The sequence below is a fragment of the Cellulophaga geojensis KL-A genome (assembly GCF_000568425.1).
Taxonomy (GTDB): Bacteria; Bacteroidota; Bacteroidia; order Flavobacteriales; family Flavobacteriaceae; genus Cellulophaga; species Cellulophaga lytica.
Genome location: NZ_ARZX01000021.1, coordinates 32,532 through 59,049, shown reverse-complemented (window position 1 = coordinate 59,049; position 26,518 = coordinate 32,532). Strand labels below are relative to the sequence as shown.

Genomic DNA, 26,518 nt, shown 5'->3' with positions numbered 1-26,518 from the left:
AAGTTTACTATCTTCATAATGTAACGTTAATTAGTGTGTATTTTTTTTGCGATAATTATATTTAATGCAACTTACAACTAAATTATACGTTGTTATTTTATAAAAATACTATTTATGCGCTTTCTTATTTGTTCTGTTTTACTGTTATTTCTTTGTTTTGGTAATGCACAAGAAAAAAACAGTTTGCTTTGGGAGATTTCTGGTAACGGATTAAAGCAAACTTCTTATTTGTACGGAACAATGCATGTGAGTAAAAAAGTGGCATTTAGGTTAGATGATGTTTTTTACGAATCGTTATTAAAAAGTGATGTAGTTGCATTAGAGTCGGACCCAGCTACGTGGTTAGAAGAAGATATTTCTCAAAATGCCATACGTTACAATTACGTTCCTAAGGGTTTTTACGCAAGTTCATTTATGATGATGAATCCTGAAGTAGAGCAGGTGGGATCTTACCTTGCTTTTGAAGATCGTATTTTAAATGGATTGTTGTACAGAACCAGCTCTTTTGCTCAAGATTTTGAAGAGGAAACATATTTAGATATGTTTATATACCAAGCAGGACAAAAGTTTAACAAAAAAATAGTTGCATTAGAAGATTTAAATGAATCTACAATTTTAGTGGGTAGGGCAAATTTAAATGCAATGAAAGACAAACCAGACGATTGGCTGCTAAAAAAAATGCAGCAAAAAGGAATGGATTTTTTATTGCAAGATGCTTACAGAGAGCGTAATATAAATTTAATAGACTCCTTAGACTCTGGTATGTATACCAATCATTATTTAAAAAATATGCTGTATATACGCAACCAGAATATGGTTAATAAGTTAGATACATTATTAAAAACTAATAAGGTTTTTACTGGTATTGGTGCGGCTCATTTACCTGGAGATAATGGTGTAATTTCTTTGTTGCGTAGCAAAGGATATACCGTAAAGCCGTTAACCTCTAAGTCTGGATTTAAAGGCAGACAATTAAAAGAAAAAATAGTTAAAACTTTTAGGCAAAATAATTATAAGGAGCAAACGCCAGATGATGAGGCTTTTTCTTTAATGTTGCCTAATAAAATGTATGCTGTTACAGATAGTAATGTAACCAGTTATATAGTGCCAGACCTTGCAAATGGTAGTTATGTAATGATAACTCGTATACCTACTTTCTCGTATTTAAAAGACGATAGAACTTTTGATTTTAAAAAAATTGACGAGTTGCTTTTTGAGAATATTCCTGGTAAAATTATAGAGAAAAATATGCTAGAAAAAGACGGTGTTCCGTTTTTTGAAATTAAAAACTTGCTTAAAAATGGTGATCATCAACGATACCAAATTTACATTACACCTTTAGAAATTATCATTTTTAAAATGGGTGGTGAAGGTACTTATGTGCAACAATACTCAGATACTATTTTTAATACCATTAAGTTAAAAAAAGATGTTTTAAAAAAGGCAAAAGTTACATCCGGATTTAAAGATTTTTCTGTGGAAATGCCATCTAATTACATTTTTCCTAATAAATATAGGTTGGGAAGTCGTTTGGTGCAAGGTGTAGATGAGGCTACAGACGATTACTTTTTTCTTAAAAGAGTAGTACAAAACGATCTACGTTTTATTGAAGAAGATACGTTTGAGCTTAAGCAAATTCAAAAACGATTTTACCAGCAACTAAAAATTAAACCTAAGTATAAAGACACTAAAAATAAATCACTTGTTTCTAGCGCAGTTTTAGATTCTGTTTCTGGTAAAAAATTATTTTTAAAATCTGTTGTAAACGGCATAAACTATTATTTGCTAGGCACGGTTAGCACAGATTCTACCGTAGCAAACACCTATTTTAATTCTTTAGAGTTAAAGAGTCCAACTTATAAAAAGGAGTTTACTTTTGTAAAGGATACTGCGTTGTACTTTACCACAAAATCTACGGTTAAGCCACCTAATTTTTCGGTAAATAACTACAGTTTTAATAATGGTAGAAAAAAGCCCAAAGAATACAACCCGTATACCAAAACCAATATCTACCAAAATAATAACGGAGAAATGGTTAGTGTTTCTGTAAACAAGGCACATGATTTTTTAATGTTACCAAGTGTAGACTCTCTTTGGACATTGCGTAAAAAAATATACAGAAAAAAGAGCTTTGTAATTCACAAAGAACAACAATCTACAACCCCAGAGGGCTATGAGCAGTTAAATTTAATTTTAACAGATACCGCAAGTACAAGAGGTATTTTTGTTAGAAACATATCTAAAGATGGTTTGTTGTATGAGATTAAAGCAGTTGTAGACACCACTCAAAAATCTAGCAAATATGTGACAACATTTATTAATAATTTTATCCCTGTAGATACTGTTATTGGTAAATCGTTTTTAGAAGATAAAACACCTTTGTTTTTTAAAGCTCTGCGTGAAAATGATAGTATTGCTCTTAATGGATATCGATTTATAAATTTTGAACCTAAACACTTAGATTCTTTAGTACATTATGTAACTAAGTTTGATTTTAATGACAGTCAAAAGAAAATACAATCTCATTTAATACAGCAAATGGGCAAACTAAAAAGTAACAGGGTTGTGCCGTTTTTTACTACTTTTTACGAAGACTCTTATAACAACTCTAGCGCCCAAACTAAAATATTACAAGCAGTAGCGGCTAAAGCCAATGAGGCATCTGTAAAAACATTGTTAGACCTAATGTCTAAAGATTTGCCTTTGGTGAGTAATAGTTATGAAATTAACACCATATTTAAACCGTATTTAGATAGTTTGCCTTTAGCAAAACAACTGTTTCCTAAAATTTTAGAGTATAGTGCAATAGAAGAATACAAGGCGCCTATATTTTCAATTTTAGCACGTTTGCAATTGCATTCTCACATAAAAGTTGGCGCCTATAAAAAATATAAAAAGCAAATTTTAAATGATGCTAAAATTCAGCTTAAAAGACATTTAGGAAAGGACAAGGTAAATGGTATTAGTGGTGTATTTGGCTCAAGAAATTTTACTTATAACACGTTAGAAGATTATACAATACTACTTTTTCCTTTTCGTAAAGAAAAAGAAGTGCAATGGTTTTATACAAAACTATTGTTAAGTAATGACGCTGCCGTTAAAACAACCTATGTAGCTTTGTTAGCTAGGTCTAATTCATCTATACCAAATGGTATTTTAGATTCTTTAGCAGCCAAACCTGCAAGCAGAAAATTACTTTTTGATAAGCTTAAAGTTGCTAAAAAATTACAAGTATTTCCTAAAGATTATTACACGCAAGAAAGCTTGGGAGAGAGTTTAATTTACCTGCGTAACAAGTACAATAGAAATAAGTATACGGTAGATTTTATTAATCAGAAAGATTTGATGTACAAGGGCACTAATTATGTTGGGTATTATTACAAGTTTACACAAAAAACTAGTTATGATGAAACTGAAAAAATTTACCTTATAGTTTATCCAAAAAGCAAAGAAATTGGTGTACAACCTTTTTATCAAAATAAAGGAAGAAATTTTGAAGATGTTTATAGTCAGGATGAGGTTATAGATATGGTTACAGAAGAGTTTATTTTAAAGGATAGAAAACGTGCAGCAGTATACAGACCTAATGCATACAATACGCAATTTGGATATTACAATTACTAAACTTTAGTTACTTTTACTAGCTATGAAAAAACAATTGTTTTTAATATTTATACTTGCAAGTTGTGTATTTTGTAATGCACAAGATATTACGTGTTCTCCTAAAGATAGCGTTGCTTTTGCTAATAAAATTAATGAAATAAAATTAGTGAGTAAGGCAACTACTTTTGGCGACTCTTTAATTGCTATTGGTAAAACATTTTTAAAAATACCATATGTTGCAAAAACATTAGAGATAGGAGAAAAAGAATCTTTAGTGGTTAATCTTCAGGGTTTAGACTGTACCACTTTTGTAGAGAATGTACTTGCTTTTGGGTTAATCTCTAGAGCAGATAGTTTGTATTTTCCTTCATTTACTTCGGCCTTAAAAAAAATTAGATACAGAGATGGTAATTTAGATGGTTATGGGTCTAGGTTACATTATTTTACAGAGTGGATTTCTAACAATGAAACTAAGGGATTGGTAAAAAATATTACCAATAAAATTGGCGGTAAAATTGTTAAAAAGGAAATTAACTTTATGGGTACACACAGAGATTTATATCCATTTTTAAAAGATGATGCAAATTATAACACCATATTAAAAACAGAAGCTGAACTTAAACAGAAAGAGTTTTGTGTATTGTCACAAGAAGATATTGCAGCTAACGAACACCTAATACAATCTGGAGATATTATTGCGCTAGCAACCTCTATTAATGGTTTAGATGTTACGCATACAGGTATTGCTATACGTGCAGAAGATGGGCGTATACATATGTTGCACGCCTCTACAGGATCTATGCAAGTAGAGATTACAAAAATGCCATTGGTAGATTACCTTAAAAACATAAAAAGTAACATTGGTATTATGGTTGCAAGACCAATTTAAATTAGCCGTTAGTTAAAGACATTAAATATTTTTTTGGTGTTGTGCCATATTTCTTTTTAAAAGCAGCTATAAAATGGCTTGCAGTACTGTAACCTACTTTTAAGCCAACTTCGTTAACATTATGTTGGCCGGTCTCTAGCATTTTACGTGCGTAATCCATTTTGTGCTCAAACAAAAAACTATATACAGAGTCGCCATAAATTTGTTTAAAACCTTCTTTTAGCTTTTTTAAAGACAAGCCAATTTCATCAGACAATTCTGCTAATGTTGGTGGTTCTGCCATTCTAGCAATAATAATTTCTTTGGCTTTTCTAATTCTTTGTACATTATCTTCATCAACCAAAAAAGGACATTGCTCAATATCTGCATCTTCACTTTTGTTAAAATACAAAGCAATAAGCTCATAAACTTTGCCTTTTATGTATAGGCTTTTTATAGAAGAGTGCAGATTGTAATTCATTATCTGACTTAGAACTATTGCTGTAGCCGGACTCACATTTTCCTGTGAGTAATATTTTTTATCTTGAAAATCTGAACTTAAAAACGGAATGTAATCTGCTTCTTTAGAAAATAATGAATGAAATTTACGAATTGTCATTACCACAGATACCATCCAAGAGTTAGGGCTTAACTCTAGGTTTAGTGGCAAATCTTTTTGTGTATTGTAAAGTAATAGAGAGTTTTCTTCAGAAACCTCTAAAGCATAGCTACTGTCATTAAAAATAAACTTTCCGTTGCCTTTTAAGCAGTAATGAAACTGTATGAAAGAGCTGTCTATTTCACGTTCAACTTTTTGATTTTCAATACTATCGTTTTGTATTTTAAGTACATAAAAACCATCTTCAATTAGTACTTCTTCAAATGAACCTTGAGCGGTATTTTTTACTTCCATTTTAAATTTTGTTACAGTTTCACTCTATTTAGAAACTTTCTAAATAGAAAAGAGCTATTCATTGTTACCATAACAAATATAAGCATTTAGCCTCTTTTTAGTGTAAATAAGAGGTTAAAAAGCGGTAATCGATACTTATTGTTCTTCTAGCGTTATTTTTATTCTAATGCTAGAATTATTTTTGTAACCGATTTGAAAAATTCCCAATGAAGAATTATCATATTTCTAAACATAGTTCCTTTTACACCATAGGTCTTAATTATGAAAAGGCAGATGCAGTAGTAAGAGGCAAATTTAGTTTAGATGAAAAAGCAATGAACACATTGCTAGTAGAGGCGGCAGAAGAAGGTATAGATGGTTTGTTGGTAACCTCTACTTGTAACAGAACAGAATTGCATGGTTTTGCAAAGCATCCATTTCAATTAATAAAATTGTTGTGTGATAATGCTTCTGGTACTGTAGAAGAGTTTCAGGAAGTAGCATATGTATATAAAAATAACGATGCTATTAGCCATTTATTTAAAGTTGGTACAGGTTTAGACAGTCAAATTCTAGGAGATTTTGAAATTATAAGTCAGCTTAAGCAAAGTTTTGTTCGTTCTAAAAAACACAATTTAGCAAACCCTTTTATAGAGCGCTTATGTAATGCGGTTATACAGGCAAGTAAGCGTATTAAAAACGAAACAGAAATATCTAGCGGAGCAACATCTGTAGCTTTTGCATCTGTACAATACATTATTAAAAACGTACCTAATATATCAGAAAAGAATATTTTACTTTTTGGAACAGGTAAAATAGGGCGTAATACGTGTGAAAACTTAATAAAACACACACAAAACTCACACATTACTTTAATTAATAGAACCAAAGACAAGGCAGAGAAAGTTGCTGGTAAGTTTAATTTGGTGGTTAAAGATTATGGAGATTTACAGGCAGAAATTAGAAATACAGATGTATTAATAGTTGCCACTGGTGCTGCACAACCAACCATTTCTAAAGAGTTAATTTATACAAAAAAACCACTATTAATTTTAGATCTTTCTATACCTAAAAATGTGGCAGATAATGTAGAGGAGTTAGATAATGTGTCGCTTATTCATTTAGATCATTTATCTCAAATGACTGATGAAACTTTAGAAAAAAGAAAGCAGTTTATACCACAAGCAGAAGCCATTAATGATGAAATTAAAACCGAGTTTATAAAGTGGTTAGAGACCCGCAAATTTGCTCCGGTAATTAAGGCATTAAAGCAAAAGCTAAATACTATTAAAGAAGAAGAGCTAGATTTTCATAGCAAAAAGGCTGCTAACTTTAACTTAGAAGAGGCAGATATTATAACAGACCGTATTATACAGAAAATTACAAAGCAGTTTGCCAATCACTTAAAAGATGAAAATACAGACGCTAACAATAGTTTAGACTTAATACAGAAAGTTTTTCAATTAGAAGTGAATACAACAAAATGAGCAAAATAATACGCATTGGTACCAGAGATAGTGAACTTGCATTGTATCAGGCAAACAGAGTTAAGTCAGAATTAGAAACCCTAGGATTTAAAACTAAAATAGTAGCTGTTAAATCTGCAGGAGATTTAGAGTTAGATAAACCTTTGTACGAGCTTGGTATTACGGGTATTTTTACTAGAACCCTAGATATAGCAATGCTTAAAGGAGAAATAGATATTGCAGTACACTCTTTAAAAGATGTACCAACTGTTTTGCCTAAAGGTATTGTACAAGCAGCTGTTTTAGAACGTGGTAATGTTAAAGACACTTTGGTATATAAAAATAACGAAGAGTTTTTAGGTGCCCGTGATGGTGTTATTGCTACCAGTAGTTTGCGCCGTAAAGCACAATGGCTAAACCGTTACCCAACTCATAAGGTAGAAGATATACGTGGTAATGTAAATACACGTTTGCAAAAATTAGAAGATTCTGAAACATGGAACGGAGCAATATTTGCTGCCGCTGGTATAGGTAGATTAAATTTACGACCAGAGGAAGCTGTTAATTTAGATTGGATGATTCCTGCGCCAGGACAAGGTGCAATAATGGTTACAGCAAAAGAAGACGAAGAAGAAATTTTAGCTATTTGTGAAGAAATAAACCATAGAGAAACTGAAATTTGTACAACAATAGAACGTACTTTTTTAAATAGGTTAGAGGGTGGTTGTACTGCTCCAATTGGTGCTTTGGCATACATAAAAAGTGAACAAGTAATTTTTAGAGCCGTATTACTAAGTCCAGATGGAACTAAGAAAATAGAGGTAGACAGACTTGTAAAATTAGGCGATCATAATAACTTGGCAATAGAAGCTGCAGAACACGTTTTAGAACGTGGTGGTAAGTATATCATGGAAGGTTTACACAGTGCTAATAAAGAAACCACTGTTTTTTCTACCAAATTGTTAACTAATGACCAAAAAGATAGGTTAGCAAATGGTATTGCTGCAGAAAGTAGTGATTTTATAAAAATTAGTTCTAACAGAATACCACCAAGAGTATTTAAAAAAGAGATTGAAAATGTAGTTTTTACTAGTAAAAATGCAGTAGAATCTGTACTAACTAATTACGCAGGGTCAGAGCTTCAGTTTAATAATATTTACTGTGTAGGTCGTAAAACCAGACGTTTTATAAAAAACAATATTGGTCCGGTTGCACATTTTGAAAAAAGTGCAAAAGAATTAGCAGAGTATTTAGTAGCTAATTTAGCGGTAAAAGAAATAACCTATTTTTCTGGTAATTTAAGGTTAGATGATATGCCTTCTATTTTAGAAAAAAATGATATTAAAGTTAATGAAATAGAAGCTTACCAAACAAAGTTTGATGCCAAAAAGGTGCCAAGCACTGTAGAGGCTGTATTGTTTTACAGTCCGTCTGGTATAGAAAGCTTTTTAAAAGAAAATAAAGCCAATGCAATTGCTTTTTGTATAGGAGATACAACAGCAGCAGAGGCAAAAAAACATTTTGCAGATGTTAGAGTAGCAAAACTACCAACTGTAGAAAGTGTTATAGATTTAGTAAACGAGCATTATAAATAGTTTTTAGCTTTTGTTTATTAAAAAATATAGTTTAAGTTAAATAAATTCCTTCTCCTGCGGAGAGGGCTAGGGAAAGGATATGATAAAAAACGATTTATTTTTAAGAGCCTTAAAAGGTGAAACCGTAGACAGACCACCAGTTTGGATGATGCGTCAGGCAGGTAGATACTTGCCAGAGTTTATGGAAATAAAGAAAAAATACGATTTCTTTACGCGTTGCCAAACACCAGAGTTGGCATCAGAAATAACAGTGCAACCTATACGTAGATATGGTATGGATGCTGCTATTTTATTTTCTGATATTTTGGTTATTCCACAGGCAATGAATATAGAGGTTGAAATGAAACCTAATTTTGGGCCTTATTTGCCAAACCCTATTCGTACTTCTAAAGATTTAGAATCTGTTATTGTACCAGACATAAACAGCACACTTGGTTATGTTATGGATGCTATTAAAATGACAAAAGAGAAGTTAAATGATGATATTCCTTTAATTGGTTTTGCAGGTTCTCCTTGGACAATTTTATGTTACTGCGTACAAGGGCAAGGTAGTAAAACGTTTGATAAAGCAAAGGAATTTTGTTTTACCAACCCGGTTGCAGCTCATCAATTATTGCAAAAAATTACAGATACTACAATAGCTTACCTTAAAGAAAAAGTTAAGGCTGGTGTTAACGCTGTTCAGGTGTTTGACTCTTGGGGAGGTATGTTATCACCAACAGATTATCAAGAGTTTTCTTGGCAGTACATACAGCAAATTATAGATGCCTTAAAAGATGAAGCTCCGGTTATAGCTTTTGGTAAGGGATGTTGGTTTGCATTGGGTGATATGGCTAAATCTGGTGCATCTGCATTAGGTGTAGACTGGACTTGTTCTGCACGTAATGCACGTTACTTAACTGGAGGTAATATTACATTACAAGGTAATTTTGATCCGTCTAGGTTATTATCTCCACCAGAAGATATTAAAAAAATGGTGCACCAAATGATAAATGAGTTTGGTAAGGATAAGTATATAGTAAACCTTGGTCACGGTATTTTGCCAAACATACCGTTAGAAAATGCAAAAGCATTTATAGACGCTGTAAAAGAGTATAAAGCTAATTAGTGAAAGTCTGGACCAGAATAAAAAGTTTAAGTGTAAGACAGTTTTTTAAACTGTCTTTGCTGTTTTTAAGACATCCGTTATTATTGGTTCCTAGTATAAAAGCAACAAAACAAACATTTGCTCTTTGCAATACCTACTATCCAGGTGGGCACGGTAAAAGTAATAAAGGTAATGCGTTTAGACACGCAGTGTGGAATGCTCTTTTGTGTACTTACTCACTAAAACGCACAAAAAGCAAGCAAAAAAGTGTGTTTTGGGCTCAAAAAGTAACCGATTTGTATGAAAAAGTTACTAATAATAATGAGTTAGATGAACTAATGGACCTACAGAACAATGCTGTTGGTAGACTTTATTTTTTTAATTATGCAGACAAAAAGGAATCGGAATTAATAAACTTTATTTTTGAAAAAAGTAAGGTAGCCGAAAAAATTGCAAATGCAAAAGACATAAAACTATATCCTGCAAATATGGTATATATTGTATCTTAGTTTTTAAGAATTTTAAAACATAACAAATGCTCAAAAATATCTTAAAAGGAATAAAAGCCTATGCTGGTACTTTTGCTTTAATTTCTAAGCTAAAACTTTGGAAATATTTTCTTGTTCCTGTACTAATTAGCGTATTAACAGCAGCAATAATTGTTTTGTTAGCTATTTGGTTGTCTGGTAGTATTGGTGGTTTTATAGCGCAAATCTGGATTTGGGATTGGGGCAAAGAGGCTTTTACTGCAGTTTCTAACTTTATAGGCGCAATAGTAATTGTTGTAATAGGTTTATTGTTATACAAACACATTGTAATGGCATTATCTGCACCTTTTATGAGTCCTGTATCAGAAAAAATAGAGGCACATTTAACAGGTGTACCGGCACATAGCCATACAAACACTACTTTTAGTGAGCAATTATGGCGTGGTATACGCATAAACGTAAGAAACTTAGCTAAAGAAATTTTATTTACAATACCAATTCTATTACTTGGTTTTATACCAGTAATTGGGGTAGTCTCTACAGTGTTACTGTTTTTAATGCAAGCATATTACGCAGGTTTTGGTAATATGGACTATACTTTAGAACGCCATTTTAACTACAAAGAGAGTGTTGCATTTGTTAAAAAAAATAGAGGTTTAGCTATAGGTAATGGTATTGTTTTTATGCTGTTTTTGTTTGTACCATTAGTAGGTATTATTCTTGTTTTGCCTTTGTCTGTTACTGCTGCAACATTAAAAACAGTAGAAATTTTAAAGAAAGATACTTTAACTATTAAAAAATAATTAGTATGCCACACTTTGTTATAGATTGTTCTAGTGATATTTTAAAACTGCAAAATCCAGCGGAGGTTTTACAATCAATACACGCTGTAGCAGTAGCTTCTAATTTATTTGATGAAGCAGATATAAAAGTACGTTTAAACCCTTTTGCAGAGCACTATTTGGTAGGAGGTAAGCAAAAACCTTTTATTCACGTTTTTGCTAACATTATGGAGGGTAGAACTAAGGAATAAAAAGCAAATTTATCAAAAGAAATAACACGTAAATTAAGCCAGTTATTCCCAGAAATCCCTTTTATAGCTATTAATATTAGAGATTTTGAAAAGGAAACTTATTACAATAAATCAATGATTTAAAATAGTATGGTTTTAAGAGATATGCTTTGTTTAGATAAATGCACTTATAAAATAATAAATGAATATTATTGAGAAATACGATAAACCTTTTCGGTACGGAGCTATAGTTTTAAATGTAATTTTTGCCTATAAGTTATTTGTAGTTTGGTACACGCCAAACATTACTGATGCTACTAAAATATTATCATATGTTACCCTTATGGCTTTTGAATTTGCTATGGTGCATTCTGGTTTATTTATGGCTTTTTTACCTAAGCGGACATCATTATTTCTCTTAGTACCTTTATATGGTGCTTTTGCTCTTGCTTTTAATAGTTTTATAGAAGGCAATGATATTTTAATACTGTATTGTGTTGTAGTTTTTAATCGTATGCGCTATGCTTTTTTTAATGTTAAACAAGAGTTGAAAAATGAATTAATACTAAAGTCTGTTATTTCTGTAATAGGTTATTTTTTTTTATTATTGGGAACACTACTAATACAATCTGTAATTCCAGAACTAGGTTTAACTAAAGATTTTTTAGCAAAATCTAATTTTTATAAAGATCTTACAATTACTGGTTTGTTTGTTAGTCAACCACAAATTCCGCTATTTTTTGGGGTTCTCTATTATTTATTTTTAGCAATAACCGATGCATATTTAATTAATGATAGCAATAAAGTAGTAGCTAGTAGACAAGATTTATAAAAGACATTTAAAAATTTATGATATAATGAAAGATAAGTTTTATAACTATATACAAGAATTACAGGATACTATTACCACTAAGTTAGAAGCTATAGATGGAGATGCTAAATTTAAGCAGGACATTTGGAAACGTCCAGAAGGTGGTGGAGGTAGAACCAGAGTTATAGAAAATGGTGCTGTTTTTGAAAAAGGTGGAGTTAATATATCTGGAGTTCACGGAAAGTTACCAGAAAGTATGCAAAAGTATTTTGGTGTAGAAGATGCTAACTTTTTTGCCTGTGGACTAAGCTTAGTATTACACCCTAAAAACCCAATGGTACCAACAGTACACGCAAATTGGCGTTATTTTGAAATGTATGATACAGACGGTAACATTGTAGACCAATGGTTTGGTGGTGGGCAAGATTTAACCCCTTATTATTTGTTTAATGAAGATGCTACTCATTTTCATAACGTATGTAAAACTGCTTGTGATAAGCACAATCTAGAGTTTTACGCTAAATACAAAGCTCGTTGTGATGAGTATTTTTGGAACGCACACAGAAATGAAGCGCGTGGTGTTGGTGGTTTATTTTTTGATTATTGTAAAGCAACAGACGCTATGTCTATGCAAGATTGGTACAATTTTGTTACTGAGGTAGGCAATAGTTTTTTAGATTGTTATGTGCCTATTGTAGAAAAAAGAAAAGAATTGCCTTATACCAAAGAAGAAAGAGATTGGCAAGAGATTAGACGTGGCCGTTATGTAGAATTTAATTTGGTGCACGATAAAGGAACGTTGTTTGGGCTAAAAACAAACGGGCGTATAGAGAGTATTTTAATGAGTTTACCGCCACATGTACAATGGGTTTATGATCATACTCCAGAGGAAGGTAGTGAAGAAGAAAAATTGCTTCAGGTTTTAAAAACACCTAAAGAATGGGTGTTAGTATAAAAAGTTATATTAGAGTATTGAAATAAAAAAGGTGTCTAAAGTAATTTTAGACACCTTTTTACATTTGGGGAACAATCAATTAAACTAATAAAAAAAACTATTTCATTGGTAAAACAACGGTATCTACTACGTGTATAACGCCGTTAGATTGATTTACATCTGCAATTGTAACTGTAGAAATATTACCTGCAACATCTTTTAACTGCACTTTACCGTTTGTAACCATTGCAGTTAGTTTTTCATCAGCAACAGTGGTAAATTCAGCTTTTCCTTTGCCCATTTTTATTGCTTTTATAATGTCTTTAGCAGAGTATTTACCGGCAACTACATGGTAGGTAAGTACTTTTTGTAATGTTGCTTTGTTTTCAGTCATTAATAATGTCTCTACGGTACCTTTTGGTAATTTTTCAAAAGCCATATTTGTTGGTGCAAAAACAGTAAAAGGACCTTCTCCTTGTAATGTTTTTACTAAGTCTGCAGCTTTAACGGCAGCAACAAGTGTTGTGTGGTCTTTAGAGTTTACAGCGTTAGTTATAATATCTTTTGTTGGGTACATTTCTGCGCCACCAACCATTTTTGTTTCAGCTTTCATCATTTTATCTTGTGCAAAAGTGTTTGCTCCAATTAAAAGTGTTGCTGCTAATAATGTCGATTTTAATACTTTAGATAATTTCATTTATAAGTGTTTTAAATTTCTGTTTCAACCTTACCTACGGTAAAAAGTAAAACAGGGTTTTACAAAAATGTCTCTTTTTTATATTGTTGTATTGTTTATGGTGAAAATTACAAAACCAACTACCTGGTATAATTGTATATACTATAAGTTGCTACAATCTTATATTGTGGTAATATTCTCTGTTTTTAGGTTAAAGAGCAGTATTAAAGGCATATTTAAAAAACATATTAAGCTACAAGAAACTATGTAGTTTGTTATAGTGGGAGTTTATAAGAAATAAAAAACGCCCCATATGGAGCGTTTTTTTATAGAGTAAAAAGTGTTTTTATGTTATTCTAATACATCTTTTAAATTGTCGCCAGATTTACGATCTATTAATTTGTTGTAAGGATCTATACCAGCTTTTTCAGGCTTTTTATCTGTTACAATTGTAAATGTATTGTCTCCTGGTGCCAACCATTTTAATTCAAAATAGTAAGGGTCTTTTATGGTAACATTCTCATCATTCTTAATATCAGGTCCAAAAAGTCCTATGTCAACTAAATTCTTTTTAGTGTCAGTTTCTCTTTCTTTTCCTTTGTCATCATAATAAATTTTAGAAGAATTTACAGTAAAAGTAGTTTCCCATTTTCCGTTGTCTAATTTTTTGGTTTTAGCATTTACAACTTTATTTTCATACAAAACAATTTCTTTAAAACCATCAGTAACCTTATATTTTAAAGAGTCTGGTGCTATAGCATAAATGGCATCATATAAATTTTCAGATGTAGCATACACTCCTTTGTTAAAGTATTTATACTCGTTTAAAAATTGCTTTAGCGCACTATTAATTTTGTCTTCGCCAATAACATCTTGTAATTCATACATAACCATAGAGCCTTTACGGTACCAAATATGCTGACCAGTTTCTACATTTAGTAAAGACCGTTCTGGCTTAAAACTAAACTGGCGTGCACTTAAATAAGAGTCTAAAGAATTTTTTAAGAACGATTTTATTCCGTTTTCTCCATACTCTTTTTTCATTGTCATTAATGACACGTATTCTGCTAAGGTTTCAGAAATTATATTAGATCCAGAGGTTTTACTAGGAGTTACAATATGTCCCCACCATTGGTGTGCCACCTCATGAGATGTTACTCTAAACGCATAATTAAAATCTTCTGCTTCTGAAAAGTTAGCTACAAAACCAAAATCTTCAGAATATGGTATTGTGGTGGCAAAAGACTGTGCAAAAGTTGAGTATGCAGGGAATTCTACAATTCTGATAATAGAATACGGATATTCATAAAAGTTTTTAGAGTTGTAATCTAAAGATATTTTTATGCCATTAATAAAGTGTTCTAAATTTTTCTTGTGTTTAGGAGAATGGTAAATTTCTATAGCTACTTTTTTTCCGCTTGGGGCTGTCCAGTTATCCTTTTTAACATCATAAGCAGCAGATGCAAAGTTGAAGAAATAATCTGTTTTTTCACTTAATTTATAAGTAAAGTAACTTCTATTGTCTTTATCCCATTTTTTAATAAGGTTACCAGGAGCAATAGCTGTTTGCCCTTTAGCGGTGCTTACAGTAGCTTCAAAATTCATATAATTTGCATCTTCATTAAATAAATTTTTACGCAAGGCAATGCTATCTGTTCTTGGAGACAACAGATAATCCATTTCTTCTAACCCATATTTTTTACGCGTACCGTTGTCGTTTAAAGCAATTTCATAATGAAAAGAAGGGAAAATATCATCTCTAAAAAAAGAGCCGTTATTTAACACATTTGTTTCTAGTCCGTTAGAAAAACCTTTGGTAATAGCTCTAGTATTTATAACTAAAGAAGCAGTATCCTTTGGTTGTAAAGGTTGCGGTAATTTATATATAAATAACCTGTAAATACTATCTTTTAAAAATGGTTGTAGTTCTTTACCGTTGTATACAACCTTAGTTATTTTAGTATCTGCAACACCAAATTTAACTTCCATTAAAAGTGTGTCTATTGGAGTATCAAAATTATTTACTGCAGTAAAATTACCTTCTGCATAAACGTCTCTTTCCTCAGGGTAAATATCTACTTTAGCCTTTAAATCTATAATTTGTATATGAGGCTTGTTTATGTATTTGGCATATTTTTTTTCTGCATCTGCTGCAATTTTATTGCTGTAGTCTGCGCTTCCTATACTGTTTAAAACTTGTAAATTATAGTAGCTATATGCACCAACAGCAACAAAGCCAATGCTAAATACAACAAAAGCAATTATTGTTTTTCCTTTAAAACGACTAGCAGCAAGGCGTAGCCTTTCTTTAAAAGAAGAGTAAAATCCTCTGCTCCAAAAAACATAGCCAACTACAGCTAAAATACAGCTAAATAATATCCAATACAGATTTAGCCAAAAACTACCTGTTAAATAATGTCCAAAGCCATTTAAATCACTTAAAAAGCTACCAGGTACACCGCCATAAAGAAATAATGGGTTGTTTACTTTAAAAACTAAGGTAATTAGTAGCGGTAAGCCTAAAGAAATTACAATAACTAAAAAGTGACCTAAGAATTTATTGTTTGCCAATATGTGAATAAAAAACGCCAGCAATACTGTTGTAATGTAAGCCGGAAAAATGTAGGCAAAATTAAATGTAAGATACATTCCCAACTCATAATTAAAATAGCCATTATAAGTTTGATATAACATACCAACTAAAATGGTAATTAATGTAAGTACAACAGCTACGCCTATAAGTGCAATAATTTTAGAGATGTATAATGTTGCGTTGGTTACTGGTAGTGCGTCATAAAATTCAAATGTTTTACTTTTTCTTGTTCTGTGTACCGCTTCACCAGCATAAATAACCAGTATAATAATGGAAAAAACTAATAGCCCAGAACTTAACTCTTGTACCATAAAACGGGTTATTGGTAAAGATGGTGTGCCGTAGGTTTGTGTAGTTTGTGTTGCAATAAATACAGAGAAAATAATACCAACCAGAATAAGTATTCTAAAAGCATTTTCTTTTACAATAGATAAAAATTCAATTTTACTTAAAGACCATAAATTACCCCAAATAGCTTTGTTGCTAAATACTTGTTTTATACTATTTGTAGCAATTGTTGTTTGTGGTGTGCTATTATCTTCTTTTAATTTTTTAGCCTTTTTAGGTATTAAAAAGCTTGGGTAAGAGAATTTAAATAATGTAAATAAAAATATACCAATACTAATTGCTAACCATAGCAAGCGGTTTACTAAAAACTCTCCATACATTGGTAAATACAAGGTGTTAACCTCGTTAATAGACCAGTATTTTTTTATGTACTTATACGCTTCGGAGCCAAAAGGATCTACATAAATACTTAACCATTGACTATCTAAATTGCTTAATAAAGTACCAGCAACATTACTAAGTATAAAAATTAAAATTCCGCCTAAATACAAAATAGACATTCTTTTAAAAAATGTCATTAGACTAAAGAATAATGCGCCAATAAATAATGAGTTAAGCGTTAAGAAAAATACAAAAGGGAGTATGTAAGATGTGATGTCAAAAGCTGTATAAACGCCATAATCTGGTCTGTTCCATAAAGCTCCAATACCAATACCAATCATAGTGCCTAATACGGCACCAATATTCATAATAGTTACAATAGTAAAACTACCTAAAAAGCGACCAAGAATATAGTTTTTTTCTGTTACAGGAAATGTAAAGTAGGTTTGTGCGGTTTTGTGCTCTTCATCTCTAAATACTGGTACGCCCATAATTGCAGCGTAAAAAAACAAACCAAGCATACTCAATGCTCCCAAAACACTGGCAATAGAGCTTGGACTGTTTACAAATTGTGCTGTGCCAGAATCCAAGCTAAATAACGCTAGTAAACACGGAATTATAAACATTAAAAAAATGTAGATGTAGGTTACTGGTCTGCGTAACCTGTACTTTATTTCAAATAAAAATATTTCTTTCATAATTACACAGTTTGGTTAGCCATTTGGTTAATACTGTAAAAGTAAAAATCTTCTAAGGTGTTGCTTATAACTTCAAAACCCTCACCAGGGTTGCTTTCAGCAAAAACATTAATGTTTAGGCTGCCACTGCGTAGGTATGATGATAGTACGGTGTAATTGGCTTCATACTCAGCAATTTCTTCTTTATGAATACTTTTTCTAAATACCTTACCATTTAAAGAGTTGGTTAATTCCATTGGGTGCCCTTGTACCAGTACTTGCCCCTCATTAAAAACTGCCATATTTGTGCATAGGTTAACAACGTCATCTACAATATGTGTAGATAAAATTACTACAGCATCTTCTCCCAACTCGCTTAATAAATTATGAAAACGGTTACGCTCTAGGGGATCTAAACCAGCAGTTGGCTCATCTACAATTATTAATTTAGGATTACCAATTAGTGCTTGTGCTATACCAAAACGTTGGCGCATACCACCAGAGTAATCTCCTAAATTTCTTTTTCTAAACTTGTATAAGTTTACTTTGTTTAGCAAATCTGCTACGTATGCTTTGCGCTCACTACTATTTTGTATTCCTTTTATTTTTGCAATATGATTTAGCATCATTTCTGCAGAAACTTTAGGGTAAACGCCAAAATCTTGTGGTAAATAACCTAATACTTTGCGTAATTCTTCAGGAGTTTTAAAAACATCTACACCATTAAACTCTATACTACCGCTATCTGCTAACTGTAATGTGGCAATGGTTCTCATTAAACTAGATTTACCAGCGCCATTTGGACCTAAAAGACCAAACATACCTTTGCTAATTTCTAAATTTACATTGTTTAATGCTTTTGTTCCGTTAGGATACGTTTTGTTAAGGTCTTTAATAGATAGCATATGTAATATTTTTAAGTTTTGTTGATATTAATTGGTTAGTAACCTTAGTTGTTAAATTGTTACATAATTAAGTGTGTAATTTAAGAAATGTCTTACTGTTTTAACAATTATCTCCAAGTAATGGCTTTTTTAGAAGCATCTTTAAATTGATAAACAATATGTGCTAGCCTTGCTTTAATTAGTTGTTGTCTGCCGTATTTTGTTCTGGTATATATTAGGGAGGAATTACCAACAAATTCTTCCCAATAAAAATGAAATCTTTTGGCTTCTGCTTTACGTTTACAAAAAATGGTAGGTACAACGTAATAGGTTCGCAAATTCCATTTTCTTTTTAACCAAGAGCTATTGTCTATTAAATACTTTGGATTGTCTACAGGAGCAATAATTTCTTCTAGAGCAGTAATAAATAAAGAGCTCTCATTAGTAGTTACGCCTGTTATGTAAAATGCAAAAACACCATTACTATACCGGTCGGTTTCTAGTTTAATTTTGTTTATTGGTGTTGTTATTTTTTGTAATGTCACTAAGGAATGTAATACAGCTTGTGCTATTTTTTGTGTTTTACGCTCCATATTGCCAAATAAAAAGTAAAGCTTTAGTGCTTTGTATGCTTTAGGTATGAAACCTAAAAAAATAGCGCCAAAAAATAGCGATATAAATTGCATTACTCCCTTACTTAATAGTATGCCTACATTTTTTAAAATAAACTCTGGTATTATAGCAAATGTACCAACTAGCACTTCTAAAAAAAGATATTTACTAGCGTTTACACTGCGTAATTTTTTTTGTTTGGTATAAGGTTCTTTGTAAGGGTATAAAATGTTTAATTCTCTAATAAAAACATCTCCTTTACCAATTGCTTTTTTCCATCTGGTGGCAATTAAATCTCTTTTGGTTGCAATGGCAAAAGTATCTTTATTTAATTGCTCTATGTTTATTTCTGGTGAGTATTGCAAAGGTAAACCTAACCTATCTAAACCATTAACAATGTAGGGTTCTCCTTTTAGAGCAACACCCATAAAAGCATTAAATCTGCGGGTTAGTTTTTCTAAATCTTTACCACCTTCGGGATCTGTAGGATCTAAACAAGCCAAGTGCCAAATATTACCAGTTTTGTTTTTATTGCCAGCTTGAGTTCTAATAGCTCTACCACGCATTTGGTTAGATGATACAAACGAGCCAACATAAGACGCCAATACCAAGGTGTTAATTGCAGGAGCATCCCAACCCTCGCCAAGTAAAGATTTTGTACCAATTAGTATTTTTACGGTTCCGTTTTCAAAAAGCGCTGTAACTGCAGATACTATTGTGTTTTTCCCTTTTTTAAATGAAGTTATAATAACAAAATCTTTATCTGCCTCTAAAGGTTTTACAGTAAATGTAGTATGGGCTGCTATTTTTTTTAAATTGATGAGGGCACTCTTATGCAAAATTACAATAGAGCCAGTTAAAATACCTAGTTGTTCTTTATGTTTGCCTTGTGTGCGTAAGTATTGAAAAATAGATACAACACCTAATTTATTTAATTCTTCAAGTTTAGAGCCATCAAAATACAGAAATTCTTTTCGTATAAAATCTGTTAAAATAACAGCTCTTAAATCGTCTTTTAAATTATCACTTTCGGCAGTAATAATGGTATTTATACTTTTTAATTTGCTAGGGCTATTGGCTAATGTTCTGTACAAATCTTCAACACCAACAAAATCTACTCGCATTTTACTAAAAGCACCAATTTTTCGTAAATCCCTTTCAATGGTATGTAGCTTCCCTTCAAAAGGTAAAAGTAAATCTCGTTGTACAACCAGTATTTCTTGCAGTAAAACTTGTAGCCAGTTGTAGTTTAAGTTTGGAAACTCAATTTTATCATCCTTAAAACCTAAAATTGCTATTTTTTCTTTTGGAACAGTTATTTTTGCTGCATTTAAAAATATAATTAAAGAAGAGTAAAATAGTGGTTTGTTGTATATACTTTCTAGCTCTTCTTCTGTGTTTTTGTAAAAAGGATGTTCTTGTAAAATGTTGGTAAACTCAGTATCATCTACAAGTGTATTTATAAAGTTTAAAATGTTTTCACGGTAGGTAACAATACTTTCTATTTGTTTTTTATCTGGCTTAGAAAAATACACATAATCTTGGTGCGGACATAAGTCTCCATTTTTAACTAAATCAGGAACCACAATTTCATCGTCTATTGGTCCGCATAAATCAAAATATTTTTTTACCTCATTAGCTTCGCTATCGTAAGGCGGTGTAGCGGTTAGCGATATTACCGTTATGTCATCTGCCTTTTTAATTTCAAATAAGCATTTCCACCACTCATTTTTTAGGTGGTGTGCTTCATCTAAAACAATAGTTTTTATGTTGTTTTTCTTTATAAAGTTAACTAGAGTTTTAGGGTTGTCTAGCTTGTTAAAATCTTTATGTAAAGCGTGCAAAGCCTGGTAGGTAGTAAAGGTAATTTGCTTTGGTTTTTTTATGTTTAAAGAGTAGTTTGTATAACTTTTATCTTCTAAAAAAAAGGTAAGCATTCTGTCTCTCCATTGGTTTCTAATGGTTAAAGAAGGTGATAATACCAAGGTAGTTTGGTTAACTCTTTTAAGCATTTCTATGCCTAAAATTGTTTTTCCAGATCCAGGTGGCGCTACAACGTGTAGGTGCTTGTCGTTAATATGCGTATCAAAATTGTCTAAGAATTTTTGCTGATAGGTACGCCAAGTAAACTTAAATTGTAAAATGTTGTTAATAGTACTCAAATGAAGGCTCTTGGTTTCTGTATTTTTGGTTGATATTAAGTAACTTTGACACTACTAAAGTAAACAATAATTATGTATCCAATTATTAGAAACAGAAGATTGCGTAGTAACGAGGCAATCCGTTCTTTGGTTCGTGAAACCATAGTATCTCCAGATGATTTTTTAGTGCCACTTTTTGTGGTAGAAGGTAAAGCTATAAAAGAAGAAATACCGTCTATGCCAAATTATTTTAGGTATAGTTTAGATTTGTTAGAAAATGAGGTGAAGGAGCTTTGGAAAATGGGCTTAAAGTCGGTTTTACTTTTTGCAAAAGTGCCCGATAATTTAAAAGATAATAAAGGTACAGAAGCTGTAAACCCAGACGGATTAATGCAACGTGCTGTTAAAACAGTAAAAAACGCTTGTCCAGATATGTTGGTAATGACAGATGTTGCTTTAGACCCTTATTCTTCTTACGGCCATGATGGTATTATAGAAAATGGGTTGGTTTTAAATGATGAATCTGTTGAGGTGCTTACAGAAATGAGCGTGTCGCATGCAGAAGCAGGAGCAGATTTTGTTGCACCTAGTGATATGATGGATGGACGTATTTTAAGCATACGTGAAGCTTTAGAGGATGATGGTTTTTACAACACTGGTATTATGAGCTACAGTGCAAAGTATGCCTCTGCTTTTTACGGCCCTTTTAGAGATGCTTTAGACTCTGCACCAGTAGATGAAAAAGATATACCTAAGGATAAAAAAACATACCAAATGGATTATGCCAACCGTTTTGAAGCCATTAGAGAAACAGAAATGGATATTGATGAAGGTGCAGATATTGTAATGGTAAAACCAGGACTTTGTTATTTAGATATTGTACGTGAAATTAAAAATGAGGTAGATGTACCAGTGGCAGTTTACCAAGTTAGTGGTGAGTATGCAATGGTTAAAGCAGCAGCAGAAAAAGGTTGGTTAAACCATGATGCAGTAGTTATGGAGCAACTTACCGCAATAAAAAGAGCAGGTGCAAATATTATTGCAAGCTACTTTGCTAAAGATGCAATTCGTATTTTAGGGTAATTTTTTAAATACAAATTATAAAGGCTTGCTAAAAAGTACAACACACTTTTTAGCAAGCTTTTTTTGTAATACGTTATAATATGCAATTTTTTATTACGAATAAAGGTTAAAACCTTTCGGAAATAGGTGCGTATTATAGCAGTCCTATAAAAATATATAGTTTAGTCCTGTTTAATACCCTCATTTAATGTGCTAACACAATATATATGATACAGTTTTTAAGAAATATTTTAGGACTTGGCCCTGCAGAACCCACAAATTTGCGTAAAAAGCCCACAGCTAATACACAAGCCAGAACTCTTGCAAAAGAAGTTATTACTGATAATTTGGAAATGGATTATACTATGGTTTATCCGTATTTGGTTTCTAAAAAAACAAAAGAAATAGATTTGACCGATGATTTAGTTTCGGTTTTTTATGAATCAGAAGATATTTATGCTCCTACTGTACAGGCTTTTGTAATGATGGATAAAAGCAAAGAGGATGCAAACGGAGAAATAGATGTTTTTCATTTAAAAACAAGTAATAAAACTGAAAAAGACTATAAAAAGCTTGATAAACATAGCATAACCAATTTGGATAATTTAGAATTGCCTTTTATGTATTGGGATTTCACTGATGAAAAAAATGAGTATGATATTTTATCAGCCAGAATTACTCCGCTTTCAAGTGAAAAAATATTGAGTAGAAAACATATGTTAGAGGCTCACAAAATGCTAAACTCTAATGAGCTATTGGTTTCTATTCCAAGAAAAGGGCTTATTTATGTTTGTTCTTATTTGCTAGACACCAAACATATATATCAATTTATAGACATTCATACATATATGATATTAACTAACAAGCAGAATTGTGAACTTTTATGTGAAGATCTATTTGTGGTTAAAAATGGAGAAATAAGTAATGTAATAGGTTTAAGTCAGCTGTCTGATAAGCTAAGAGAAGGTAAACTTTAATAATCCCTTTTAACAGGGTATAATTGTATAAACTATTCTTTTAATTTTACACCTCACTGCATCAATCTTAATAATTATCTATGAAAAAAAACCTACTACTATTATTAATTGTAATACTATTTAATAGCTGTTTTGGCGGAGATAAAACTGATGATGAATTGTTGGCTAAAGACAAAAAAACTCTTGTAGCTAGTATAGACTCTGACAAGGTGTTATCCTATAAATTTGGAAAAATACTAATTAAAGCATCTGTGGCAAAAGACACTGTCTCTCCAGAATTTGCAGAGTTTAAGTCGGATTTAGATAGGGTTTTCTCTAAAATTTCTAAGTACAACTCTAATGACCAAGAGAGTTTATCTGTTTTAGATTACATTTCTATTTATAGAGATTACAAAAAAATGGAAAACTTTATTATGGAGACTGATGAGGATGAGTTTCCTACATTGTTAGAAGCTTTTAATGCATCTAATGCACAAGAAAAAAAATTTTTAGCTGGTAAAGAAAAAGAGTATGTGCAGAATATAGAGCATTCGGTTTTAAGTGCAATTGTTATTTTAAGTAGAGATATTGGTAAAGAGGTCTCTTTGTATGAATGTTCTAAAACTAAACCAGAATTGCTGCCAGACTCTGAAATAAAAACACTTTTGCAATATTTTAGAGGCTTTTTGTTTTTTGAGAAAAAACTATACTACTTATCTGAAGATGAAATATCTAGAAACATAGATTGGTTAAATGCTAATGAGGGTATAGACTTGCCATACACAAGAGCTATGTTCCAGTGGGGAAATCTAAATAATGAGCAAACCCATATTGGTTTACACTCTTTAAATCATTTATTTAGAGGTTTTGATAGGCTAATGATGGAACGAGATATAGATGAAGAACGTGCATTAGAAGATTTTGAAATGTTTTTAGAAGACTCAAAAAAAATAGGATTAGATAATGAGGTAATTTGGTCTATAGAGTCTTACTTATATCTTAAAAAAGAAAAAAATGATAAAGCCATAGCTGCTTTAAAAAAATTAAAAACAAGTGATTTGCTTTCAGCTAAAGAAAAAGAAAGGTTAGGTGAGTCTATAGTATATGTAAAAAATAGAGAGCCAGGTAAAGTATTAAACGGTTTTTATGATAAATACTTTTTAAGCAAAATAGCAACCAAATATATGCTGTCTCTTTTAGCAGAGGTAGATTGGCAAAAGTTAATGGAAGAGCAAAACGTACCACACACTAAAGAAATGTTTACTGCTATAGAAAATTTTAACAGCTTTATAAAAAATTACAATAAGTATACAAGCTCTGAAAATTTAGAGAAAACAGGAGAAGAGCTGTTGCAACAGGGTGAAGGTCTTTGGGACAAAACAAAAGGGTTGTTAGATTAAGCTACAAATTATCTTTTTTAAAAGCGTAGTATGAGTTTTAAAACTAGTATTACGCTTTGTTTTTTCATGAAAGTATCAATATATCGCATAATTTACTAATTTTTTAATTGTTAAAATTTTTACATTCGTTGTTGACTAATAATTAAGATTGTTGGTGCTTAATATATTGAAACAATGAAATTTACATTTATAAAATACATTGCTTTAGCTGCATTTTTGTTTACTTCTTACACTGCATTTTTACCAGCAACATTAACTACAACTACTTTTAACACTAAAAATACAGAACCTACTATTGCAAAGGATAGTAGTTTAGATTTTAATCCAAATTTTCATATTTATTTATGTTTTGGGCAGTCTAATATGGAAGGTTCTGCAACTATACAAAAGAAAGATTTATTGGAGAACAGCCGTTTTAAAGTATTACAGTCTTTAGATTGTGATAATCTTAAAAGAAAAAAAGGGGAATGGTATACGGCTGTAGCTCCTTTAACTCAATGTTACACAGGTTTATCTCCTGCAGATTATTTTGGCAAAACAATGGTTAACAATTTAGCAGATAGTATTAGTATAGGTCTTGTAAATGTTGCTGTTGGCGGATCTGATATTAGGTTATTTGATAAAGAAATTTATGCCAATTATGATGATACTTATAAAGAAGATTGGTTTGCAGATAAAATTAAAGCATATGGCGGTAACCCATATAACCATTTAATACAATTGGCTAAGCAAGCGCAAAAGAGAGGTGTTATAAAAGGTATTCTTTTACACCAAGGAGAAAGCAATACAGGTGATGAAAAATGGCCATCTTACGTAGCTACTATCTACAACAATATGTTAGCAGATTTATCATTAAACGCAGCAGAAGTACCTTTGCTGGCTGGTGAAATGGTACACGAAGATCAAGGAGGTAAATGTGCAAGTATGAATCCAATAGTTAATACATTGCCAAGTGTAGTCCCAACTGCACATATTGTTTCTTCTAAAGAATGCGAGGCACGTAAAGATAGCGTGCATTTTAATTCTGCCGGAGTACGAGAATTAGGAAAAAGATACGCTCAGAAAATGCTACAACTTAAGTATAAGTAAAAAGCAACCACATTATATTACAACATTAGTAATGTTTTAATACTAACATAAAATACCATACTTTTGGTTTTTAAGTTGTAAACAGATGTCTACACCATCAGTAATTCAAAAACATGGTTTTAAAGAAGGGTTGCCACAAGAGTTTGAGTTGGTAAACCTTGCAGACTTGTACAACAATTTTTTTGATGATTTAATAGTTCCTCACAGAGCAGATTTTTATCAAATTATATGGTTTAAAAAAGGAAATCCCAAACATATGGTAGATTTTAACCCTATAGACATTAAACCAAACTCAATTTTATTTGTAGATAAAAATAGTGTACAATGTTTTGATGCGGATGTGGCAGTAGAGGGTGTAGTTTTACTGTTTACAGATAACTTTTTTTGTAAGACCGATGAAGACACAAAGTTTTTAAGAAGTAACATGCTTTTTAACGATCTGTATTCTATCTCTACCATACAAGTGCACAAACTTACATCTATTTATACAGGTCTTTTTCAATTTATAGAAGAAGAACTACAGGCGAGTATAGATAATTACCAATCTGATATACTTAGAAATTACCTTCAGAATATTTTACTTTTATCAGAAAGAGAAAGGCAAAATCAGCATAGTAAAAAAATAAATAAGGGGCCAGATATAGATTGCGTAATTAAGTTTAGAGACTTGTTAGATAAAAATTTTATTGAGCAAAAATCGGTAAGCAAGTATGCAGACCAACTAAACGTAACTCAAAAACGTTTAAATGCAGCTACATTAAAAGTAATGGATATTACGCCTAAACAAATGATAGATGCCAGGGTAATATTAGAGGCAAAGCGTTTGCTAGTGCACACAGAGGATAGCGTAAAAGAAATTGGCTACAGAATTGGTTTTGAGGAGCCTACAAATTTTGTAAAATATTTTAAAAAACACCAAGGCTTTACACCAACCGAATTTAGAAAAAAAATACTACTGGCGTAAAATTACCATTTTTAGCCGTATTTGTATCATAATACATAA

The 26,518-nt window shown here is 31.5% G+C and carries 20 protein-coding genes; 15 read left to right on the top strand and 5 right to left on the bottom strand.

Going from position 1 to position 26,518, the window contains the following annotated elements; genetic code table 11:
* Positions 1–114: 114 nt before the first annotated feature.
* Together KLA_RS14180 and KLA_RS14175 are read left to right on the top strand one after the other, a co-directional pair.
* Positions 115–3,624 (top strand): TraB/GumN family protein, encoded by a 3,510-nt coding sequence (locus tag KLA_RS14180; protein WP_034646504.1) that lies wholly within the window; start codon positions 115–117, stop codon positions 3,622–3,624.
* A 22-nt stretch (positions 3,625–3,646) separates the two neighbouring features.
* Complete coding sequence (locus KLA_RS14175; RefSeq protein ID WP_034646503.1) at positions 3,647–4,492, top strand: N-acetylmuramoyl-L-alanine amidase-like domain-containing protein; 846 nt, start codon at positions 3,647–3,649, stop codon at positions 4,490–4,492.
* Position 4,493: 1 nt separating this feature from the next.
* Here KLA_RS14175 and KLA_RS14170 read toward each other — a convergent pair whose 3' ends face one another.
* Positions 4,494–5,384: a helix-turn-helix domain-containing protein gene (locus KLA_RS14170; protein WP_013621115.1), complete on the bottom strand. Its 891-nt coding sequence runs from the start codon at positions 5,382–5,384 to the stop codon at positions 4,494–4,496.
* A gap of 206 nt (positions 5,385–5,590) precedes the next feature.
* Between KLA_RS14170 and hemA the strand changes: the two genes are divergently transcribed.
* The 8 genes from hemA (at position 5,591) to hemF (ending at position 12,777) form a co-directional block, all read left to right on the top strand.
* A complete protein-coding gene (gene hemA, locus KLA_RS14165; RefSeq protein WP_013621116.1) occupies positions 5,591–6,850 on the top strand; it encodes a glutamyl-tRNA reductase in 1,260 nt (419 codons plus the stop codon).
* The gene (gene hemC / locus KLA_RS14160; RefSeq protein ID WP_034646501.1) at positions 6,847–8,424 is read left to right on the top strand and encodes a hydroxymethylbilane synthase; all 1,578 of its coding nucleotides are present in this window, start codon (positions 6,847–6,849) and stop codon (positions 8,422–8,424) included. Before hemA ends, hemC begins: the two co-directional genes overlap by 4 nt.
* Positions 8,425–8,503: 79 nt before the next feature.
* Positions 8,504–9,532 carry a uroporphyrinogen decarboxylase gene (gene hemE / locus KLA_RS14155; RefSeq protein ID WP_013621118.1) on the top strand — a complete coding sequence of 343 codons (1,029 nt, stop codon included), beginning with the start codon at positions 8,504–8,506 and terminating at the stop codon, positions 9,530–9,532.
* 56 nt (positions 9,533–9,588) lie between these two features.
* Positions 9,589–10,020, top strand: coding sequence for a DUF6973 domain-containing protein (locus tag KLA_RS14150; protein ID WP_144709160.1), 432 nt, complete (start codon positions 9,589–9,591; stop codon positions 10,018–10,020).
* 26 nt (positions 10,021–10,046) lie between these two features.
* Positions 10,047–10,802, top strand: a complete 756-nt coding sequence (locus KLA_RS14145; RefSeq protein WP_034646500.1) for an EI24 domain-containing protein — start codon at positions 10,047–10,049, stop codon at positions 10,800–10,802.
* Positions 10,803–10,807: 5 nt separating this feature from the next.
* Positions 10,808–11,032, top strand: coding sequence for a 5-carboxymethyl-2-hydroxymuconate Delta-isomerase (locus KLA_RS18575; protein WP_316931899.1), 225 nt, complete (start codon positions 10,808–10,810; stop codon positions 11,030–11,032).
* A 181-nt stretch (positions 11,033–11,213) separates the two neighbouring features.
* Positions 11,214–11,843 carry a hypothetical protein gene (locus KLA_RS14135; RefSeq protein WP_051456118.1) on the top strand — a complete coding sequence of 210 codons (630 nt, stop codon included), beginning with the start codon at positions 11,214–11,216 and terminating at the stop codon, positions 11,841–11,843.
* A gap of 25 nt (positions 11,844–11,868) precedes the next feature.
* Positions 11,869–12,777 carry an oxygen-dependent coproporphyrinogen oxidase gene (gene hemF, locus KLA_RS14130; protein WP_034646499.1) on the top strand — a complete coding sequence of 303 codons (909 nt, stop codon included), beginning with the start codon at positions 11,869–11,871 and terminating at the stop codon, positions 12,775–12,777.
* A 97-nt stretch (positions 12,778–12,874) separates the two neighbouring features.
* Here hemF and KLA_RS14125 read toward each other — a convergent pair whose 3' ends face one another.
* The 4 genes from KLA_RS14125 to KLA_RS14105 all read right to left on the bottom strand — a co-directional run bounded on the left by KLA_RS14125 (position 12,875) and on the right by KLA_RS14105 (position 21,029).
* On the bottom strand, positions 12,875–13,453 hold the full coding sequence (locus KLA_RS14125) for a fasciclin domain-containing protein (RefSeq protein ID WP_034646498.1): 579 nt from the start codon (positions 13,451–13,453) through the stop codon (positions 12,875–12,877).
* Between the two features lie 330 nt (positions 13,454–13,783).
* Complete coding sequence (locus tag KLA_RS14115; protein WP_034646496.1) at positions 13,784–17,392, bottom strand: M1 family aminopeptidase; 3,609 nt, start codon at positions 17,390–17,392, stop codon at positions 13,784–13,786.
* Positions 17,393–17,394: 2 nt separating this feature from the next.
* Positions 17,395–18,276 carry an ABC transporter ATP-binding protein gene (locus KLA_RS14110; RefSeq protein ID WP_034646495.1) on the bottom strand — a complete coding sequence of 294 codons (882 nt, stop codon included), beginning with the start codon at positions 18,274–18,276 and terminating at the stop codon, positions 17,395–17,397.
* Positions 18,277–18,383: 107 nt separating this feature from the next.
* Entirely contained in the window at positions 18,384–21,029 is a 2,646-nt protein-coding gene (locus KLA_RS14105; RefSeq protein WP_034646494.1) for a DEAD/DEAH box helicase family protein, read from the bottom strand.
* 72 nt (positions 21,030–21,101) lie between these two features.
* Here KLA_RS14105 and hemB point away from each other — a divergent pair, with 72 nt between their 5' ends.
* The 5 genes from hemB (at position 21,102) to KLA_RS14080 (ending at position 26,479) form a co-directional block, all read left to right on the top strand.
* Positions 21,102–22,091, top strand: coding sequence for a porphobilinogen synthase (hemB, locus tag KLA_RS14100; RefSeq protein WP_013621128.1), 990 nt, complete (start codon positions 21,102–21,104; stop codon positions 22,089–22,091).
* Positions 22,092–22,297: 206 nt separating this feature from the next.
* Positions 22,298–23,047, top strand: coding sequence for a hypothetical protein (locus KLA_RS14095; protein WP_034646493.1), 750 nt, complete (start codon positions 22,298–22,300; stop codon positions 23,045–23,047).
* Positions 23,048–23,127: 80 nt separating this feature from the next.
* Positions 23,128–24,426 (top strand): hypothetical protein, encoded by a 1,299-nt coding sequence (locus KLA_RS14090; RefSeq protein ID WP_034646491.1) that lies wholly within the window; start codon positions 23,128–23,130, stop codon positions 24,424–24,426.
* Between the two features lie 174 nt (positions 24,427–24,600).
* Positions 24,601–25,515: a sialate O-acetylesterase gene (locus tag KLA_RS14085; protein WP_034646490.1), complete on the top strand. Its 915-nt coding sequence runs from the start codon at positions 24,601–24,603 to the stop codon at positions 25,513–25,515.
* Positions 25,516–25,600: 85 nt separating this feature from the next.
* Complete coding sequence (locus KLA_RS14080) at positions 25,601–26,479, top strand: AraC family transcriptional regulator (RefSeq protein ID WP_034646489.1); 879 nt, start codon at positions 25,601–25,603, stop codon at positions 26,477–26,479.
* Positions 26,480–26,518 lie beyond the last annotated feature (39 nt).

Bases quoted from the DNA above. Each gene is read 5' to 3' on its own strand.
- KLA_RS14180 (WP_034646504.1), top strand. From the start codon at position 115: ATGCGCTTTCTTATTTGTTCTGTTTTACTGTTATTTCTTTGTTTTGGT.
- KLA_RS14175 (WP_034646503.1), top strand. From the start codon at position 3,647: ATGAAAAAACAATTGTTTTTAATATTTATACTTGCAAGTTGTGTATTT.
- KLA_RS14170 (WP_013621115.1), bottom strand. From the start codon at position 5,384: ATGGAAGTAAAAAATACCGCTCAAGGTTCATTTGAAGAAGTACTAATT.
- hemA (WP_013621116.1), top strand. From the start codon at position 5,591: ATGAAGAATTATCATATTTCTAAACATAGTTCCTTTTACACCATAGGT.
- hemC (WP_034646501.1), top strand. From the start codon at position 6,847: ATGAGCAAAATAATACGCATTGGTACCAGAGATAGTGAACTTGCATTG.
- hemE (WP_013621118.1), top strand. From the start codon at position 8,504: ATGATAAAAAACGATTTATTTTTAAGAGCCTTAAAAGGTGAAACCGTA.
- KLA_RS14145 (WP_034646500.1), top strand. From the start codon at position 10,047: ATGCTCAAAAATATCTTAAAAGGAATAAAAGCCTATGCTGGTACTTTT.
- KLA_RS18575 (WP_316931899.1), top strand. From the start codon at position 10,808: ATGCCACACTTTGTTATAGATTGTTCTAGTGATATTTTAAAACTGCAA.
- KLA_RS14135 (WP_051456118.1), top strand. From the start codon at position 11,214: ATGAATATTATTGAGAAATACGATAAACCTTTTCGGTACGGAGCTATA.
- hemF (WP_034646499.1), top strand. From the start codon at position 11,869: ATGAAAGATAAGTTTTATAACTATATACAAGAATTACAGGATACTATT.
- KLA_RS14125 (WP_034646498.1), bottom strand. From the start codon at position 13,453: ATGAAATTATCTAAAGTATTAAAATCGACATTATTAGCAGCAACACTT.
- KLA_RS14115 (WP_034646496.1), bottom strand. From the start codon at position 17,392: ATGAAAGAAATATTTTTATTTGAAATAAAGTACAGGTTACGCAGACCA.
- KLA_RS14110 (WP_034646495.1), bottom strand. From the start codon at position 18,276: ATGCTATCTATTAAAGACCTTAACAAAACGTATCCTAACGGAACAAAA.
- hemB (WP_013621128.1), top strand. From the start codon at position 21,102: ATGTATCCAATTATTAGAAACAGAAGATTGCGTAGTAACGAGGCAATC.
- KLA_RS14095 (WP_034646493.1), top strand. From the start codon at position 22,298: ATGATACAGTTTTTAAGAAATATTTTAGGACTTGGCCCTGCAGAACCC.
- KLA_RS14090 (WP_034646491.1), top strand. From the start codon at position 23,128: ATGAAAAAAAACCTACTACTATTATTAATTGTAATACTATTTAATAGC.
- KLA_RS14085 (WP_034646490.1), top strand. From the start codon at position 24,601: ATGAAATTTACATTTATAAAATACATTGCTTTAGCTGCATTTTTGTTT.
- KLA_RS14080 (WP_034646489.1), top strand. From the start codon at position 25,601: ATGTCTACACCATCAGTAATTCAAAAACATGGTTTTAAAGAAGGGTTG.